Annotated in this window: 14 protein-coding genes; 8 read left to right on the top strand and 6 right to left on the bottom strand. The window is 68.1% G+C overall.

The genetic code is table 11. The features are described from left to right. Positions 1–441: 441 nt before the first annotated feature. The 8 genes from AC07X6_RS17975 to AC07X6_RS17940 all read left to right on the top strand — a co-directional run bounded on the left by AC07X6_RS17975 (position 442) and on the right by AC07X6_RS17940 (position 11653). The gene (locus tag AC07X6_RS17975; protein WP_494791884.1) at positions 442–3492 is read left to right on the top strand and encodes a calcium-binding protein; all 3051 of its coding nucleotides are present in this window, start codon (positions 442–444) and stop codon (positions 3490–3492) included. A gap of 103 nt (positions 3493–3595) precedes the next feature. Then, the gene (locus AC07X6_RS17970) at positions 3596–5797 is read left to right on the top strand and encodes a type I secretion system permease/ATPase (RefSeq protein ID WP_494791883.1); all 2202 of its coding nucleotides are present in this window, start codon (positions 3596–3598) and stop codon (positions 5795–5797) included. Further along, the gene (locus tag AC07X6_RS17965) at positions 5794–7137 is read left to right on the top strand and encodes an HlyD family type I secretion periplasmic adaptor subunit (RefSeq protein WP_494791882.1); all 1344 of its coding nucleotides are present in this window, start codon (positions 5794–5796) and stop codon (positions 7135–7137) included. The genes AC07X6_RS17970 and AC07X6_RS17965 overlap by 4 nt, the downstream gene beginning before the upstream one ends. Beyond that, positions 7127–8560 carry a TolC family protein gene (locus AC07X6_RS17960; protein ID WP_494791881.1) on the top strand — a complete coding sequence of 478 codons (1434 nt, stop codon included), beginning with the start codon at positions 7127–7129 and terminating at the stop codon, positions 8558–8560. The genes AC07X6_RS17965 and AC07X6_RS17960 overlap by 11 nt, the downstream gene beginning before the upstream one ends. Before the next feature lie 67 nt (positions 8561–8627). Continuing rightward, a complete protein-coding gene (locus tag AC07X6_RS17955; RefSeq protein ID WP_474291104.1) occupies positions 8628–9125 on the top strand; it encodes a VOC family protein in 498 nt (165 codons plus the stop codon). 106 nt (positions 9126–9231) lie between these two features. Then, entirely contained in the window at positions 9232–10461 is a 1230-nt protein-coding gene (purT, locus tag AC07X6_RS17950; protein ID WP_494791880.1) for a formate-dependent phosphoribosylglycinamide formyltransferase, read from the top strand. After that, complete coding sequence (locus AC07X6_RS17945; RefSeq protein ID WP_494791879.1) at positions 10461–10898, top strand: DUF6678 family protein; 438 nt, start codon at positions 10461–10463, stop codon at positions 10896–10898. Before purT ends, AC07X6_RS17945 begins: the two co-directional genes overlap by 1 nt. Before the next feature lie 17 nt (positions 10899–10915). Then, positions 10916–11653 carry a hypothetical protein gene (locus tag AC07X6_RS17940; protein WP_494791878.1) on the top strand — a complete coding sequence of 246 codons (738 nt, stop codon included), beginning with the start codon at positions 10916–10918 and terminating at the stop codon, positions 11651–11653. Here the strand turns inward: AC07X6_RS17940 and AC07X6_RS17935 are convergent. From AC07X6_RS17935 to AC07X6_RS17910, 6 genes are read right to left on the bottom strand one after another with little or no spacing between them, the layout of a single operon-like run. Further along, positions 11640–12338: an ABC transporter permease gene (locus tag AC07X6_RS17935; protein WP_494791877.1), complete on the bottom strand. Its 699-nt coding sequence runs from the start codon at positions 12336–12338 to the stop codon at positions 11640–11642. The genes AC07X6_RS17940 and AC07X6_RS17935 overlap by 14 nt on opposite strands. Next, a complete protein-coding gene (locus AC07X6_RS17930) occupies positions 12335–13576 on the bottom strand; it encodes a glycosyltransferase (protein ID WP_494791876.1) in 1242 nt (413 codons plus the stop codon). Before AC07X6_RS17930 ends, AC07X6_RS17935 begins: the two co-directional genes overlap by 4 nt. 53 nt (positions 13577–13629) lie before the next feature. Further along, positions 13630–14517, bottom strand: a complete 888-nt coding sequence (locus AC07X6_RS17925) for a hydrolase 1, exosortase A system-associated (protein ID WP_494791875.1) — start codon at positions 14515–14517, stop codon at positions 13630–13632. Continuing rightward, on the bottom strand, positions 14514–15371 hold the full coding sequence (locus AC07X6_RS17920) for a hydrolase 2, exosortase A system-associated (RefSeq protein WP_494791874.1): 858 nt from the start codon (positions 15369–15371) through the stop codon (positions 14514–14516). Before AC07X6_RS17920 ends, AC07X6_RS17925 begins: the two co-directional genes overlap by 4 nt. Beyond that, on the bottom strand, positions 15368–15613 hold the full coding sequence (locus AC07X6_RS17915) for an acyl carrier protein (RefSeq protein ID WP_494791873.1): 246 nt from the start codon (positions 15611–15613) through the stop codon (positions 15368–15370). Before AC07X6_RS17915 ends, AC07X6_RS17920 begins: the two co-directional genes overlap by 4 nt. Beyond that, on the bottom strand, positions 15592–16347 hold the full coding sequence (locus AC07X6_RS17910; protein WP_494791872.1) for a GNAT family N-acetyltransferase: 756 nt from the start codon (positions 16345–16347) through the stop codon (positions 15592–15594). The genes AC07X6_RS17915 and AC07X6_RS17910 overlap by 22 nt, the downstream gene beginning before the upstream one ends. Positions 16348–16482 lie beyond the last annotated feature (135 nt).

Genomic DNA, 16482 nt, shown 5'->3' with positions numbered 1-16482 from the left:
TTTTGTCAAGCGTCGTCAAGTTCTCTTTTCTTGAGCAAATACGGCACCAGCGCCACGCCATCGATGCTGATCAGCACCAGCAGCGCGCCGATGGCGCCCAGCGCGGCGAGAGCTCTCTCCCAGCCGCCTGAAAACAGACCCCCATAACAGACCCCCCTCGCAGCGGGCGCGCCCGCGTGCTTCCTTCCCGTCTTGCTCTTCTTCCCTCCCTGCAGTGTGACATTTGCATGACAAATAACAGTGTGATACCCGCTTGAACGTCAATAAGGCGTGCATGCGAGGCGGCGTTCAATCGCGCGCCGTCCCTGCGCCGAAAGTGCCGGACCGTTGAAGGTGCACGCTGAACTGCAAGTGGAGGCGGCCGGGACTTTTGCCTTGCATGTCAGCTTGCGCCGACATATTCACTCTTGGTTTTGACGTTTAATGACAGGAAACTGCAACATGACTGAAAAATTTGCATCGCAAACTTCCACCGCCGCCGACGACGGCATGTCCGCCATCGAGGCATACCTGAACGGTGTCGCGGCCGCCCCGCAGCGCTTCACCGGCACGGCGAACGCGGATGTGCTCACCGGCACCACGGGCGCGGACGTGCTCGAAGGCCTGGCCGGCGACGATACCTATTACGTCAACGACAGCGGCGACGTGATCGTCGAGCTGGCCAACGGCGGCAGCGATACCGTGTACACCAGCGTCAATTACAAGGTGGCCGACAACGTCGAGAACGTGCACATCAGCCGCAGCGGCCTGACGGTGACGGGAAGCGCCACGAACAACAACTCCTTTTATGTGCATGCGCCGGGCGGCAATGTGCTCGACGGTGGCGGCACGGGCAATTCGGTCAGCTATGCCAACGCTGCAGCGGGCGTGACCGCCACCCTGTCGGGCGCCAACGGTCCGCTGCCGGCGACGCCCGGCACCGACGTGCTGCAAAATTTCGTCGGCCTGACGGGCAGCAAGTTCGACGATGTCCTGACCGGCAACGAACTCAAGAACGCGCTGATCGGCGGCATGGGCAACGATACCCTGCGCGGCGGCAAGGGCGATGATCTGCTGGCCGGCATGGTGGGCGACGATACCTATATCTTCGCCCGCGGCGACGGCGCGGACAACATCCACGAAGTGCCCGAGGGCGGCGGCCACAATGTCGTCGCCTTCCTGGCCGGCGTCGGCATCGACCAGCTGTGGTTCCGCCAGGTGGGCACGGCCCTGGAAGTGAGCACTATCGGCACGACGGACAAGATCAGCATCAGCGGCTGGTACAGCGCCGGCATCGTGCCCCGCATCGAGGAATTCCGCCTGGCCGACGGCCGCGTGCTGCTGGGCGGCGACGTGCAAAACCTGGTGCAGGCGATGGCGGCCCTGACGCCGCCGCCGCTGGGCCAGTTGACCTTGCCTCCCGACACCGCCAGCCTCCTGTGGCCGGCGCTGGCGCAGAACTGGCGCATCGACGGGACGGATCTGCCGACCAATGGCGGCCCCTTCGTCGGCGGCGTGTACAAGGACATCATCAGGGGCACGGCGGGCGCCGACCTGATGGCCGGCCAGGGCAACGACGATATCTATTATGTCAACCATGTCAATGACGTGGTCGTCGAAGAGGCCGACGGCGGACGCGACACCGTGTATGTCAGCACGAGCAGCTACACGTTGCCGGCCAATGTCGAAGAAGTGCATATCAGCGCAGGCAGCCAGATGGTGGCAGGCAGCAGCGGCTCCTACAATGTGTTCCATGTCGACGTGACCGGCGGCAACCTGCTCATAGGCGGCGGCGCGAACAATACCGCCAGCTATGCCGGTTCCAGGACTGGCGCGACAGTGCGCCTCGTCTCCGCCAACAGTGCCCCGGCGGTACAGCAGGGGCGCGACGAACTGGTCAATTTTTCCACGGTGGAAGGCAGCGCCTACAACGACGTGCTGACCGGTAACGAGCTGAACAACACCCTGAGCGGCGGCCGGGGGCACGACATCTTGCAAGGCGGCCAGGGCGCCGACGTCCTGGCGGGCGGCCTGGGCGACGATACCTATGTCTTCGCCCGCGGCGACGGCGCCGACGTCATCGCCGCGTCGGCACCGGATACGGGCTACGACGCCATCGCCTTCCTGGGCGGCGTCAACCTCGACCAGCTGTGGTTCCGCCAGGTGGGGGCGGACCTGGAGGTGAGCACCATCGGCACCACGGACAAGATCACCATCCGCGGCTGGGACGGGGCCGTCCCCGGCATCGCGGAATTCCGCACGGCCGCCGGCCATGTCCTGCTGGGCGCCGACGTGGGGCTGCTGGTGCAGGCGATGGCGAACCTGGCGCCGCCGCCGCTGGGCCAGCTGACCTTGCCGGCCGCCACCGCCGCCATCCTGGCGCCCGCGCTGGCCCAGGCCTGGCACTTCAACGGTCCCACGCAGCCGACGGTAACGTATGTCGTCGGCACGGAAAACGCCGATTTGCTCAATGGCAGCTACGGCGCCGACTTGCTGGAAGGCTTGCACGGCGACGACAGCTATTTTGTCAACCACGGCGGCGACTTCATCGTGGAACGGGGCAATGGCGGCAACGATACCGTGTACACCACGGTCAACTACACGGTGGCCGACAATGTGGAAAACGTGCGCCTGAACGCGCGCGGCCTGACGGTGACGGGCAGCGCCTACACCAGCAACAACTTTTTCGTCAATACGCCCGGCGGCAACGTGCTTGACGGTGGTGGTGCCGGCAACTTGCTCAATTACAACGGCGCCAGCGCAGGCGTGACGGCCGCCTTCGCGCCCGTCGGCGCGCCCCTGGCGGCGCGGGCCGGCGTCGACGTGCTGGCCAACTTCAACGCCGTCGTCGGCAGCACTTTCGCGGACTTCCTGAGCGGCAATGAGCTCAAGAACATCCTCGCCGGCGGCCTGGGCAACGATACCCTGCAAGGGGGCAGGGGCGACGACGCGCTCTCCGGCGCGCTGGGCAGCGATACCTATATCTTTGCCCGCGGCGACGGCGCCGACACCATTTCCGAGGCGGACGAGGCGGGCAGCCGCGACGTGGTGTCCTTCCTGGCCGGCGTCAGCGCCGAGCAGCTGTGGTTCCGCCAGGTGGGCACGGCCCTCGAAGTGAGCACCATCGGCAGCGGCGACAAAGTCACCGTCAACGGCTGGTACGACAGCGCGCCGCGCAGCATCGAGGAATTCCGCACGGCCGATGGCCGCGTGCTGCTGGGCAACAACGTGCAAAATCTGGTGCAGGCGATGGCGGGCCTGACGCCGCCGCCGCTGGGCCAGCTGACCTTGCCTGCCAGCACGGCCGCCACCCTGGCGCCCGTGCTGGCGCAGAACTGGCGCGCCGGCCAGGCATTTAACGCCGCCAGCCAGGCGGGCAGCGGCAGTTGGCAAGCCGATCCTGCACAGCTGGTGCAAGCGATGGCTGGCTTCGCCGTGCCGGCGGCGGCATCGGCGCCGTGGTCGGCCCACGGTGGCCAGGCATCGCAGATCCAGTTGGCGGCAGCGCAATGATCGCTGACGTTGAACGCTTGAGCAGCTAGTTTCACCAGCACGCAGCCTGGCCGGGGTGAGCAGCCCCGGCCAGGCTGTGCCATTGAATTTCTGACATGATCCGATGACCGCATTTTTATATCGCCACGATACGTCCCCCTTGGAACCTGCCGCGCCCGACACGGGTTTGCTGTCGCTGCTGCTGATGGCCAGCCTGCATGGCGTGCCCGCCGACGGCGCCCAGCTCAAGCACGCATTCGGCCATTCCGTGTTCACGCGGCAAACCGTCTTGCTGGCCGCAAAACAGCTGGGCTTGACGGCCAAGCTGGTGCAGCAAGCGCCTGAACGGCTGGCGCAGGCGCCGCTGCCGGCCATCGCCATCGGCCACGACGGCCGGTTCTTTATCCTCGGCAAGGTCGACACGGGCGACGGCGGCGTGAGCAAGGTGCTCGTCCAGCATCCGGGCCAGCCGCCGCAAATCCTGGGCCGCGACGCTTTCCTCGCCATCTGGTCGGGCGAACTGATCTTTTTTACCAGCAAGGCCAGCTACGCGGGCGAGACGGCCCGTTTCGACTTCAGCTGGTTCATTCCCGCCATCGTCAAATACCGCAGGCTGCTGGGCGAAGTGCTGCTGATTTCCTTCGTGCTGCAGCTGATCGGCCTGGCCACGCCCCTGTTTTTCCAGGTGGTGATGGACAAGGTGCTGGTCAACCACGCCATGCAGACCCTGAACGTGGTGGCCATCGGCCTCGTGTGCGCCATCGTCTTCGAGGCCGTGCTGGGCCAGATACGCACCTATGTATTCGCCCGCACCAGCAGCAAGATCGACGTGGAACTGGGCGCGCGCCTGTTCCGCCACCTGCTGGCCTTGCCGATCGCGTATTTCCAGGCCCGCCGCGTGGGCGATTCCGTGGCCCGCATCCATGAACTGGAAAGCATCCGCTCCTTTCTCACCGGCAACGCCATGACCCTGGTGCTCGACGTGCTGTTTTCCTTCATCTTCATCGCCGCCATGCTGTGGTACAGCGCCGCGCTGAGCGTGATCGTGCTGGCCTCGATTCCCGTGTATGCGGCCCTGTCGATGCTGCTCACGCCCGTGCTGCGGGGGCGATTGAATGACAAATTCAACCGCAGCGCGGAAAACCAGTCTTTCCTGGTCGAAACGATCAGCGGCGTCGACACGGTCAAGGCCATGGCCGTCGAACCGCGCTGGCAGCAGCAGTGGGAAAAGCAGCTGGCCGGCTACGTGTCGGCGGGCTTGTCGGCGAACAACATCGGCATGCTGGCCAGCGGCGGCGTCACCCTGGTGAGTAAACTGGTGACGGCGGCCATCATGTGGTGGGGCGCCACCCTCGTCATCGACGGGAAAATGACGGTGGGCGAGCTGGTGGCCTTCAATATGCTGGCCGGGCAGGTGGCCTCGCCCATCCTGCGCCTGGCGCAGCTGTGGAACGATTTCCAGCAAGTGGGCATTTCCATGAGCCGGCTGGGCGATATCCTGAATGCCCGCACGGAATCGGGCGGTTTGAACGGAGGCAGCCAGAAGGCGCGCATGCCGCGCATTGCGGGCGCCATCGAATTCCAGCAGGTGGGTTTCCGCTACCGGCCCGACGCGGCCGAGGTGCTGCGCGACGTGTCGATCGCCATCGCGCCCGGCGAAGTGATCGGCATCGTCGGGCGTTCCGGCTCCGGCAAGAGCACCCTGACGCGGCTGGCGCAGCGCCTGTACATCCCCGAACGTGGCAGGGTGCTGATCGACGGGCAGGATATCGCCGTCATCGACACGGCCTCGCTGCGGCGCCAGATCGGCGTGGTGCTGCAGGAAAATATCCTGTTCAACCGCTCCGTGCGCGACAATATCGCGCTGAGCGACCCGGCGCTGCCCATCGACGCCGTCATCGCCGTGGCGAAACTGGCGGGTGCCCACGATTTCATTTGCGAGTTGCCGGAAGGCTACGACACCATGGTGGGCGAGCACGGCACGGGCCTGTCGGGCGGCCAGCGCCAGCGCATCGCCATCGCCCGCGCCCTCGTCGGCAACCCCCGCATCCTGATTTTCGACGAAGCGACGAGCGCGCTCGACTACGAGTCGGAAAAAATCATCCAGGACAATATGCGCCGCATTTGCGCGGGGCGCACCGTGCTGATCATCGCCCACCGCCTGTCGGCCGTGCGCGAGGCGCACCGCATCGTCGTCATGGAGCGGGGCCAGGTGGCCGAACTGGGCACGCATAACGCGCTGCTGGCCCGGCCCGGCGGCATCTATGCCCATTTGTACGGCTTGCAGCAGGGAACGACCGGAAGCGCAACAGGGGACGCAACATGAGCGCCGGCCACCGCCTGGCCGCGTATGGCGAACTGCTGGCCCGCTATGGCCAGGTGCTGCGGCACAGCTGGCGCATCCGCGCCACCCTGGGCGGTCCCGTGCTGAGCGAGGACGAGGCGGCCTTCCTGCCGGCCGCGCTGGCGCTGCAGGAGCGGCCCGTATCGCCGTCGCTGCGCTTCACGGCGCGCGTGCTGATGCTGCTCGTCGGCTGCGTGGTGCTGTGGGCCGTGTTCGGCAAGGTCGACATCATCGTCAATGCGGCGGGCAAGATCATTCCGTCCGGCAATACCAAGACCATCGCTTCCGTCGACGTGGCCGCCGTGCGCGCCCTGCACGTGCGGGAAGGGCAAGCCGTCAAAGCGGGCCAGCTGCTGGTGGAGCTCGACAGCCGCGGCCCCGACGCCGAGCGCGACAAGGCTGCCGGCGACGCCGTGGCGGCCGCGCTGCAGATGGCCCGCTCGCGCGCGCTGATCGCCGCCGTTGACACCGTACGCGCGCCGAAGCTGGCGCCGCCCGCGGATGCTTCCGCCGCCGACGTCGCCGCCGCGCAGGCGCATGTGGACGGCCAGTACGCGAGTTTCCGCGCCAGGCTGGCCCATCTCGATGGCGAAATCGCCCGCTATGCGCAGGCGCTGCCGCTGGCGGTGCAGCGCGCCGGCGACTACCGGGCGCTGGCCGGGACGCGCGACGTGGCCGAACACGCGTGGCTGGAAAAGGAACAGGCGCGCATCGATCTGGCGGGCCAGCTGGCGTCGGCCCGCAGCGAACGCGCGGCCCTGGTCGCGCAGACGCGCAAGGATGCGTACGACGCGCTGGCCGAGGGGGCCCGGGTGGCGGCCGCCAGCGGCCAGGATGCGCGCCGCGCCGGCGCCCGCGGCAGCCTGCTGCGCCTGACGGCCCCCGTCGACGGGACGGTGCAGCAGCTCAAGCTGCATACGGTGGGCGGCGTGGTGCCGGCCGCGCAGCCGCTGATGCAGATCGTGCCGCGCCAGGGCAGGCTGGAAATCGACGCCATGCTGGAAAACCGCGACGCCGGCTTCGTGCAGGAAGGGCAGGCGGTCGCCATCAAGGTCGACGCCTTCGACTACACAAAGTATGGCACCGTGCCCGCCGTGGTCAGCAGCGTGTCGCGCGACGCCATCGAGGATGACAAGAAGGGCCTCGTCTACGCCGTCAGGATCACGCTGCGGCAGCCGGCCATCGCCGTCGACGGCAAATTGGTGCCGCTGTCGGCCGGCATGGCCGTGCGCGCGGAAATCCGCACGGGCACGCGGCGGGTGATCGAATACGTGCTCTCGCCGCTGGTGCAGCACCAGAAGGAGGCGCTGCATGAACGCTAGATGCCGCGCCGCCTTGCTGGCCGCCGCGTTGCTGGGGGCCTTGCCCGCGCAGGCGCAACTGGCGGGCGAGCTGGACGCCGCGCCATGTCCGTCCAGCCGGGAGGCCGAAGTGCCATTGCATGTGCCGCTGAGCTTGCCGGCGGCCGTCGACCTGGCCCTGTGCCGCAACGCGCAGGTGCACGGCGCCTGGGCCGGCATCCGGCTGCAGGCGGCCGGCGTGGGCGAAGCGCGGGCCGCCTATCTGCCCACCCTGAATGGCAGCCTGAGCCGCGTGCATGACCGCACGGCCTATCCCGGCGCCAGAACGGCTTCCAGCAGCCTGGACAGCAATACGGGTTCGCTCAGCCTGTCCTGGCGTTTGTTCGACTTTGGCGGCCGCGCGGCGGGCCAGCGGTCGGCGCAGGCCTTGCTCGATGCGGCCCTGGCCAACCGCGACGCCGTGCTGCAAAAGACCCTGGCGGCGACGGTCAGCGCGTATTTCGACGCGCAGACGGCGCGGGCCAGCGTGCAGATGCGGCAGGCATACGAGGCGCTGGCCCAGGAAACGGTGCAAGCGACGCAGCGGCGCGCACAGCGGGGCCTGGGCTCGCACAGCGACACCTTGCAAGCGACGAGCGCGCTGGCCAAGGCGGCCCTGGGCGCCAGCCGCGCCGACGGCGACGAACGCAAGGCCCGCGCCGTACTGGTGTACACCCTGGGGTTGCCGGCCGGCACGGCGGTGCTGGTGGACGACGACGGGGATGGCGCAGGGGCGGGCTCGGGCGCAGGCGCAGGCTGGCGTGACGACTTGAGCGCCTGGCTGGCGCTGGCCAGGGAACGGCATCCGGCCATCGTGGCGGCGCAGGCGCAGCTGGCGGCCGCGCGCGAGCGGGTGGACATTGCCCGCTCGGAAGGCCGCCCCAGCATCGACTTGACGGCGAATCTGTACCAGAACGGCCGCCCCAACCAGGGCTTGTCGCCGGCTTCCACGCGCGAAACGCTGGTGGGCATCTCGCTCAACATCCCCCTGTTCGACGGTTTTGCGCGCCACTACAAGGTGCGCGGCGCGCAGGCGCAGGCCGAGCAAAGGGAAGCGGAGGCGCAGGAGGTGCAGCAGCAGACGCTGATGGACCTGGTCAGGACGCATGCGGAGGCGAGCACGGCCCTGGCCAACCTGTCCGCGGCGCAGACATGGCTGGACGCGGCGCAGCACGCGCTGGCCAGCGTGCAGCGCAAGTTCGGCCTGGGCGCGGCCGATATCCTGGAAATGCTGAATACGCAGTCGGCGCTGCTGGAAGCACAGCAGGAGCGCATCCGTTGCCAGGCGGAATGGCGCTCGGTCCGGCTGCGCCTGCTGGCCAGCGCCGGCATGCTGGGACGCGGCGATATCGCGCAAGAGGGTGGCGCAAGCGACGGCAAATTGCGCGCCTCGACGGCGCGATAGTGACTATGATGGAGCACTGGCCTTCCCGCACAGGGAAGGTGTTTCTACTTCGACCAAGGGAGACATCATGCACAGCGTACAAAAGATTACCCCATGTTTATGGTTCAACGGCAATGCCGAGGCGGCGGCCCGGTTTTATACGGAAATATTTCCCAATTCAAAGATCGGCCAGATCCTGCGCTACGGCGAGGAAGGCAAGGAAATCCACGGCCAGGAGCCTGGCAGCGTGCTGACGGTGGCCTTCGAGCTCGATGGCCAGACGTTTACGGGCTTGAACGGCGGGCCGCAATTCCAGTTTTCCGAAGCGATCTCGTTCCAGGTCAATTGCGAAACCCAGGATGAAGTCGACCACTACTGGAACCTGCTGTCCCGGGGCGGGCCGCCGGAAGCGCAGCAATGCAGCTGGCTCAAGGACCAGTTCGGGGTATCGTGGCAAATCGTGCCCACCCTCATGATCCGCCTGCTGACGGACCCCGACCCAGTCAAGGCCGGGCGCGTGATGAAAGCGATGATGGGCATGAAAAAGATCGACATCGAGGAGATCAAGCGGGCGTACGCGGGCTAGCCGGCCACGCGGGGCAGGGGGCGCACGCCAGCGGCGCACCCTGTCCAAGATGGCCGGCATTTGCTATAGTTCCGGCCATCTTTCCATTGCCAGATTGACCCTGCCCATGACTATCAGCACCAGCAACACCATCGTGCCCCGCACTTTCGGCACGCCCTTGTCTTCCACCGCCATCAAGGTCATGCTGCTGGGTTCCGGCGAACTGGGCAAGGAAGTGATCATCGCGCTGCAGCGCCTGGGCGTGGAAGTGATCGCCGTCGACCGCTACCCGAACGCGCCGGGCCACCCGGTGGCGCACCGCTCGCACGTGATCGACATGAGCGACGGCGTGGCCCTGGCCGCCCTGATCGACCTGGAAAAGCCGGACCTGATCGTGCCGGAAATCGAAGCCATCGCCACCGAGACCCTGGCGGCGCTGGAAGCGGCGGGCCAGATCACCTGCATCCCGAATGCGCGCGCGGCCGTGCTGACGATGAACCGCGAAGGCATCCGCACGCTGGCGGCCGAAACGCTCGGCGTGGCGACTTCTCCCTACCGCTTCGCCAGCAGCCTGCAGGAGCTGCAGGCCGCTTGCCAGGAAATCGGCTTTCCGTGCGTCGTCAAACCCGTGATGTCCTCGTCGGGCAAGGGCCAGTCCAAGCTCGATAGCGCCGCTGACGTGGATGCGGCATGGGCGTATGCGGCCAGCGGCAGCCGGGTCGATACGGGCCGGGTCATCGTCGAAGGCTTCATCGACTTCGATTACGAGATCACCCTGCTGACGGTGCGCGCCGTCGGTGCCTCGGGCCAGATCGAGACGCAGTTCTGCGAGCCGATCGGCCACTTGCAGGTGCACGGCGACTACGTGGAATCGTGGCAGCCGGCCCGCATGGCGCCGCTGGCCCTTGAGCGTTCGCGCGAGATCGCTCGCAAGGTGACGGACAACCTGGGCGGCCTGGGCCTGTTCGGCGTGGAGCTGTTCGTCAAGGACGACATGGTGTGGTTCTCGGAAGTGAGCCCCCGCCCGCACGACACGGGCATGGTCACGATGGCCAGCCAGGTGCAGAGCGAGTTCGAGCTGCACGCGAAAGCCATCCTCGGCTTGCCCGTCAACGTGGCGCTGCGCTCGGCCGGCGCCTCGGCCGTCATCTACGGCCAGCTGGAAGCGAAAGGCATCGCCTTCGAAGGCGTGGCCGACGCCTTGAATGTGCCGGGCGCGGACCTGCGCCTGTTCGGCAAGCCCGAATCGTTCGCCCGCCGCCGCATGGGCGTGGCGCTGGCCACGGCCGACGATATCGACACGGCCCGCGCGCGCGCCGTGCTGGCCGCGTCCAAAGTGAAGCCGGTGGCCCGCTGATGGCAGAGGCCAGCCTGCCGCAGGCCGACGCCGGCGGCGACGACATCAAGCGCAAGCTGCGCGGCCACATCGCGCGGCGCAACCTGGCCGGCGCCGCCAACGACTGCAAGTGGAACGAGCTGCTGGCCTTCATGCGCGGGCGGACCGACTGGGTGCCGTCGTACCGCTACGGCTCCGTGTCCGGCTACGTGTCGCGCTGGGACACGGAGTGGGATTATCACCCGCCGTTTCCGTTCATGGGCGTGGAATGGTTCGACATCAGCCTGACCTCGGAAGAACACGTGGCCATGCTGCTGCCGAAGAAAATCATCGACCATGGCGTGTGGATCGTGCCGGAACTGCAACGCATCGGCTTCGATTTCGAGGTGCGCGAGCGGGTGGCGCGCATCTGGGGCTATCTGCCCCGTTCCTGCCATGACTTCCCGCCTGCCGACTAATTTAATGAGTATTGGATATGCCTGACAACGATATTCCCCAAGTACCGCAACCGGATGACGCCGTTGTTGGCAAGGAAGCGGGCGCGCAGATGCTGGCCGCGGCCTGCGCCGCGCGCGACGCCTTTTATGCCACCCTGGGCACCGTAGACGCCGACGTGCTGGCGCCGCTGGTCAACCCGGCCTTCATGGGAGGCCCGCGCTGGCCGTCGCTGCGCCAGGCGTGGCGCGTGATCCGCCGCGCCGATTCCATCCTCATCGCCAGCGACGGCTTGAGCGATCCGTTCGAGGATGACGACGACGTGTTCGTGCCGCGCGGCCACCTGCTGGAAGTGTGCATCGAAGCGCCGCTGGCCGCCTTCGACGGCGATGCGGTGCAGGCATCGTGGCTGTTCGACGTGATCTACCAGGTCAGCCAGAACGTGGCCGACCACGGTTCCATCGATTTGCTGGTGCAGCGCCACGGCAGCGTCTCGATGGTGCTGGACGTGCAGGATGCGCCGGCAGGCCTCGAAGACGAGGATGAACAGGTGGGCGTGCTGCTGGCCCAGGGAGCGGCCACGCTTCCTCCAGCGTTCGCCACGCCATATGGCGAAGTGATGCTGCTCGCCGTTACCGTGCTGCAGCCGGCGGAACTGGCGTTCATCAGCGAGGCCGCCGACAAGGCGCAATCGCGGCGCGACCTGGCCGCCGCGCTGGCCGCCTCGCCAACGGGCCACCTGAGCGTGGCCCGGCGGCCAGCCCTCATTCCCCGCTAGGTTCTTCGACCGGCGGCACGGCTGGCTCCTCCGTTTTCGCTGCTTCCTTCGCTTCAACGACGGCCGGTGCCGGCGGCGGTTCGCGCCACTTGCCCGCCGCCTTCAGCTTGTTCTTCAGCCCCGGCAAGGGAAAGCCCAGCGCATAGGCTTTTTGCGCGTGCGCGCTGGCCTTCTCGTACTCCTTCTTTTTCACGTACATCAGCCCCAGGTTGTACTGGATGGTAGCCTGCTCGGGCGCCAGGCGGCTGGCCGTGTCCAGCTGCTCCAGCGCCATGGCATCCTGGCCCGTGGCCAGCAGGTAGCTGCCGTACACCATGCGCGCCGTCACGTCGTGCGGCGCGAAGGCGATGGCGCGCTCGAAAAAACAGCTGACCGTGTAGCGGGCGCCCGGCGGCTGCGCGCTTTTCAGGCGCAAGCCCAGTTTCGCCATCGAGGCCAGCGCCCGGTGGTGGTTCGGAAAGTGCTCCAGGGTGTAGCTGATGTCGCCGCCAAGGCTGCTCGTCATGCCTTGCGTGAGCGTTTCCACGGCGCGCGAAAAATGGAATTTCTCGACCACGGACAGGCCTTCGCGGTCTTCCGCGCTCGTGTAGTCGCCGCCCGTGGTGCCCTTGACGTAGGGCGGACATTCGGCCGCTGCCATGCCGCAGCAGGCGGCCAGGGTGCAGGCAAGTATGCGGTGCTTCATGCTGTTCTCCTGTGGCTGACCTGGTCCAGCACGTCGGCCAGGGCGTTGCTGCGGGCTTGCCGCGATTGCAGGGCGATGGCCGCGGGGCTGGCCAGCGGCGCGCGGCCCTGGCGCGCCAGGGCCAGGAAGCGCAGCAGCGCGTGCGCGCAATCGCCGCTCGAGGCCAGCTGGCCGATGGTGTCGATGCCGCAGTGGCGCAGCTTGGCCGCGCTGTCGCCCGCCAGGTCCGTCAGCGCCAGGATCGGGCGGCGGCAGCGCAGGTATTCATACAGCTTGGCGGGAATCTGCGCATTGCAGTTGGCCGCCTGCAGCAGCAGCAAGCCGTCGGCGGCCAGCATTTCCTGCAGCGCCGCGCCGTGCGGCTGCAGCGGTTCCAGGCTGACCAGGTCCCCGATGCCGTATTTCGCCAGCAATTGCGCCAGCCACGCATCGTGGCCCGTGGCGCGCAGCACCAGCTGGAAATTGCGCGCATGCAGCACGCCGTCGCGGCGCAGCCGAGCCAGGGCCTCGAACAGCGCTTGCGGATCGCGTTCGGACGGGTAGATCACGCCGCTGTGCAGCAGCAAGAAACGGCTGCGCTGGCCCGTGGGCGCAGGGCTGTCCGGGTAGCCGTCTTCGTCGTAGCCGTTTTCGATCAGGTGGAAACGTTCGCGCGCCAGCTGCGCCAGGCGCCGCCGGTGCGCGTCGATGGCGCCCGGCGTGGTGCAGATGATGGCCGCGCTGCGCGCCGCGATGCGCTGCTCGATCCACGCATGCATGCGGTGCAGGCGCGGCTCGGGCGGATACGGCGCCAGCGGGTCGCTGTCGTCCAGCATGGGGTCTCGCTGGTCGGCGATCCACGGCAGGCCGCTGAGTTTTTGCAGGGTCAGCGCGATCAGGTGGGCCGTGGCGATCGGATACGTCGACCAGATGGCGTCGGGGCGGTATTCGCGGATCATGCGCAGGCCGGCCGGCACGGCGCTCAGCCACCAGGAACTCCAGCGGTCGGGCAGGGCCAGGCAGCGCGGATAGCGCCCGGCGATGGCCAAATGGCGCGCCGCGTCCAGCGCCAGGGTGCGCCGCACGGTGGCGCGCTGCCCGATCTGCGCCAGCTGCGACGTTCCTTTCTGCGCATACGCGACGGGGCTGGGACTGAGCACCAGCGGTTGCCAGCCGCAGTCGGGCAGATGGCGCGCAAAACCCAGCGTGCGCAAAATGCCGCTGCCGCCGGCCAGCGGCGGAAAATGGTAGGCCACCATCAGCACCCGTTTTGGTCGGGCTGCGCTCGGTCGGGCCGCGTTCGGCGAGGTTTTTACCATGACTGCAGCCATTGTGCGCACTGCTGTTCCACTGCGCCGCGCCAGGCGGCGCTGGCGAACGTGTGGTTGGCGCCCGCCACCTGCGCCTGCGTCCATTGCGCGCGCGCGGCCACGGCGCGCCAGGCAGGATCGCCAGCGAGCAGCGCTTGCCACTCGCGCGCGCCGAGGTCGTCGCCGCTGAGAATCAGGAGCACCTTGCCCTGGAATTGCGTCAATGCCCGCAGCAGGGCCGGCGCGGGCGCATCGTTGTCTGGCGTCGTCTGTTCCTGCGTGGCGGCCGCCACCTGCCGCAGCGACGCCAGGCTGGCGCCCAGCCGCAGTCCGCCTTTGGCCAGCTTGCGCCAGAAACTGCCTTGCAGCAGGCGCGGCAAATAATAATGGCGCAAGGTGGCGCGCGCCAGGCCGGCGCTGCTGCGCACCCAGGGATTGAGCAGCACCAGGGCCTGGACGCGCGCGTCGCGCGGCGCATGGCAGGCGGCCGCCGTGGCGCCGTCGCACAAGCCCCACAGCGCCACTTCGCGCAACGAGGGCACGGCGTCGAAGAATTGCGCCAGCGCGCCGGCGATGTCGGGACCTGCGGCGCGGTAGTCGCGCGCGCTGCCCTCGCTGTCGCCCATGCCGCGCAAGTCGAAACGCAGCACGGGCCAGCCTTGCGCGGCCAGGGCGCGGGCCAGCAGGACGAACTGGCGGTGGCTGCCGACCCGGTACTGCGGCCCGCCCGTGACGATCAACACGCCGCGCGGGCCCGGTACGGCGGGCAGGCTGAGGATGCCGACCATGTGCGCCCGCGCCTCGCCGTCTTCGGCAGCGCTGCGAAAGCGCAGGGCCAGCTCGCGCACGCCGTGCCCTGCGAGGTGCGGCTGACTGCTGTCGCGTTTCATGGCGGCGTCCCTTCCTCGTCGAGCCAGTCGCGGCAGAGTAGCCGCGTGGCGTGCAGCAGCTGCGGACAGGCCAGCAGTTCGCCGCTGTGCCAGAACGGGCCGTCGCCGAAGCTGGCCACGTGCACGGCGGCGCCGTGTGCGCGCCAGTGGCGCGCCAGCGGCGGCAAGGGAGCGGCAGCTTGTTCCGGCGCCTGGTAATCGAGCCAGTAGACGGGCACGGACGGCAGCAGGGCGGATGCGCTGACACTATCGATGGCCTGCGCCAGTTCTGGCGCCAGCAGGTAGCCTGCCACTTCCACAGAATCTCCATTCGCCAGCGCGGCGCGGGCATGGCCGGGCGCCTCATGCGTGCCGCCGGCCAGCATGCCCGACGCCAGGCGCAGGCGCAGGAAGCGGTCGATGACGCGCCGTCCATCGGCTTCCGGTTGCCACAGCAGCAGGCGCGCCAGCGGCAGCGGCGCGCGGCTGGCGAAATCGAGGGCCAGCAGAGCGCCCAGGCGCAAGCCCCATACGCTCAAGGCACCGTCGACGCGCTGCGCCAGCCACGCGCAGGCCAGGTGCAGGTCGTTGTGCCAGATGTCCCAGCGTGCCTCGCCGAAGTCGCCGCTGCTGTCGCCGCAGCCGTACAGGTCGATCTGCAGCACGCTGTAGCCGGCGGCGGCAAAGGCGCGCGCCTGCGCGGCGGCCACGTGGCGGCTTTTATTGAGTTCCTCGGCGAAGGGGTGGACATACACGATGCCGCCGCGCGCGCCGCGGCCCGGCGCCGGCAGGTGCAGCAGGCAGTAGCGCTGTCCGCCGCTGGCGGGCAGGAAGAAGGGCAGCAGCGGCAGCGCGTCGAGGGCGGCGCTGTTCATCCGCGCAGCTTTGCAAACACGAAATCGTGCAGGGTGCCCACGGTGGCGAAGTGGCGCGCGTGGATGTCGTCGTCGGCGACGATGATGCCGAAATGGTCTTCCAGCGCGGCGATCACGCCGATCACGGCCATCGAATCGAGTTCCGGCACGCTGCCCAGCAGCGGCGTGTGGGCTTCCAGCGCGCGCCCGTTCAAGCCCAGCGCGGTGTCGAGGATGCGTTTTACTGCTTCAAGATGCGGCATGTCAGCTCCAGGGAAGGGTAGTGCGGCAGGGTCGACGTATCGAAGGCGAGGCAGGGGATGTCGTCGGGGCGGCGCGACAGGTGGATATATGGCGGCAGGCTGGCGGCCATCCATTGCCAGCGCCCGCAGCGGATAAAGGTGGCCGTGCCCAGCGCGTGCGTGCCCAGGCGCGCATGGGCGCCCAGCGAGGCGCGGTTGAAGCGCGAGATGCGGCTGCACGTCCAGCGCACGCCCTGCGCGTGCAGCACGGCATTGGCTTCTTCCCACAGGCGGGCGAAGACCAGGCCGCCCCGCCGCTCGGGATGCACCCACACGTCCAGGTCCCACGACGATTGTTGCGACGCCAGCGCATAGCGGGCGCGCACCTCGTCTTCCTGGCAGCCGTGGCGCAACAGCCAGATCCAGCCGGCCATGCCGGACTTGTCGCGCGCCACCAGGCATTGCGCGCCTTGCCGGTAGCGTTCGCGCAGCGCGCCGGGACGGCGTTCGGGACCGGGCGGCAAGTCCGCCTCCGCCAGGCAGGGCGCGACGGCAATCGACTGGCCGCGTCCGCGGCACAGCGAACCGGGCGCCACGGCCTGCGCGACGAATTGATAACGATATAGCGCGCAGCGCCCGCCCGGCACGCTTTCCAGCAGGCGCGCCACGGCCAGCCAGGCGCTGTCGCGCCAGCCCAGCTGATCGAGGCTGGCGGCAAGCCGTTGCAGCAGGGGAAATCGCGGGGACGGAGCCATGGTGGTAACGGATGGGGCGGCTATGCAGCCAACGCTGTCCATTAGAACGCAGCGGCCGGGGGACGATGTTGCGCCGGCTCAAGCTGTGCTGCTGAAACTGTTAATTGATCAAAATCAAGACCGTTGTGGCCGTTT

The sequence above is a fragment of the Janthinobacterium sp. GW460-12-1-14-LB5 genome, assembly GCF_059423585.1.
The sequence above is the reverse complement of the archived record's forward strand: the minus strand, read 5'-3'. Positions and strand labels throughout refer to the sequence as shown.